Consider the following 1,963-nt stretch of genomic DNA (forward strand, 5'->3'; position numbering starts at 1 on the left):
ATCTACTACTTCTTCCGGCATGAGGCGCAGCGCCACACGCTGGTGGTGGTGGATGCGCCCGGCGCCCATGTGCCGTGCGAAGGCGGCCACCGCTTCGTCTACCGCGAGACGGCCGACGACGCCACCGACCTGGAGCCCATCACCCACTGGCGGGTGAGCCAGCGGGTGCAGCCGCAGCGGGTGGCGTTGACCGACTACGACTTCACCAAACCCGACGTGTCGCTGCAGGCCGAGGCGCATGCCGGCAGCAGTGCGCCGCAGCCGGCCGGCCTGCCGCCGCTGGAGATCTACGACTACCCCTGCGACTACGGCAGCAAGGCCGAAGGCGAGCACCATGCCGGCGTGCGGCAGCAGGCCTTCGATGCCCGGGTGCTGCAGGTGGAGGGCGAAGGCCTGATGCGCACGCTGGCCGTGGGCGGCCGCTTCGAGCTGGCCGAGCATCCGCAGGCGGCGCAGAACGGCAGCTGGCTGGTCACCGCCACCGAGATGGAGCTCACCGGCACCGGCCACCGCTCGGGCGCGCTGCAGCCGGGCTGGCGCTGCCGCTTCCGCGCCATCGGCGGGCAGGACGTGTACCGCAGCCCGGCGCGCACGCCGCAGCCGCGGGTGCATGGCCCGCAGACGGCGGTGGTGGTGGGCCCGGCGGGCGAAGAGATCTTCACCGATGCGCATGGCCGGGTGAAGCTGCACTTCCATTGGGACCGCCTGGGCCGGCGCGACGAGAACAGCAGCTGCTGGGTGCGCGTGTCGCAGCCCTGGGCGGGGCAGGGCTGGGGCTCGGTCTCGATCCCGCGCATCGGGCAGGAGGTGATCGTCGACTTCATGGAAGGCAACCCCGACCGGCCCATCGTCACCGGCCGCGTCTACAACGCGGCCATGCCGCCGCCCTATGGCCTGCCGGCCGCGGCGGCCACCAGCGGCATCAAGAGCAAAAGCCACAAGGGCGCCGGCTACAACGAGATGTCGATGGACGACACCGCCGGCAAGGAGAAGATCACCGTGCATGCGCAGTACGACATGGCCACCACGGTGGAGCATGACGACACGCAGACGGTGCACAACCACCGCAGCATCACGGTGGACGGCACCCATACCGAGACCATCAAGCAAGACACCAAGATCACCATCAGCGCGGGCAGCTTCAGCCACGACGTGGCGGCCAACACGGCCAGCTACCACGTCAAGGGCGACGTGACCGAAACCTACGAGTCCAAGCACAGCCAGACCGTCACCGCCGACCAGACCGTCACCGTCAAGGCCAGGCGCAGCACCGACATCACCGCCGACGACACGCTGAAGGTGGGCGGCAACCGCAGCGACACCATCACCGGTCACCGCAGCGCCGACGTCACCGGCAACGAACAGGTCACCGCCAAGGGCACGCTGGGGCTGGACGCCACCGGCGAGATGGACATCACCTCCAAGGCCAAGATCACCATCCACGTGGGCCCTTCCACCATCGAGCTGGCGCCGGGCGGCATCACGCTCAGCTGCGGGCCGTCCACCCTCAAGATCGATCCTTCGGGCGTCAGCATCACCGCGCCCAAGATCTCGCTCAACGGCTAGCGCCATGGCTGCTGCGCTCAACCCGGTGGAACGGCGGCTGATGCAGCTGGCCGAAGACTGGCAGGCCTTCAAGGCATTGCCCGCCGCGCGGCTGTTGATGTGGCAGCTGCCCGAATCCAGCCTGCGGCTGGCCGAGTGCTTCGTCGAGGCGCAGAAGCTGGAGCTGCCCTATGCCACCGGCGACGTGTTCCTGCTGTTCAAGCAGCCCTTCGTGCACGGCCTGCAATACGCCCGGGCCTTGAAGGAGGCGCTGCGCGGCATCTACGACGCCAGCGCCCAGGAACTGGTCGCGCAACAGGTGGCGGCCGACTGGCAGTTCGACCCCGCGGCCATGCCCGACACGCCGGCCTGGTTCGCCGAGGCGCTGCGCTCCTTCGGCTCGCGCCACCATGCGGCC

Annotated in this window: 1 protein-coding gene and 1 pseudogene; both read left to right on the forward strand. The window is 69.4% G+C overall.

The annotated features are described in order from the left end of the window. Positions 1 to 1,566 (forward strand): type VI secretion system tip protein TssI/VgrG (gene tssI, locus ABNT58_RS00790; RefSeq protein WP_348751611.1); only part of this gene is annotated, 1,566 nt, incomplete at its 5' end. A 4-nt stretch (positions 1,567 to 1,570) separates the two neighbouring features. Continuing rightward, positions 1,571 to 1,963 (forward strand): annotated as a pseudogene (locus tag ABNT58_RS00795) (hypothetical protein); the annotation flags it as partial.

It is taken from the genome of uncultured Aquincola sp. (assembly GCF_964001545.1).
In the GTDB taxonomy this organism is placed as follows: domain Bacteria; phylum Pseudomonadota; class Gammaproteobacteria; order Burkholderiales; family Burkholderiaceae_C; genus Aquincola.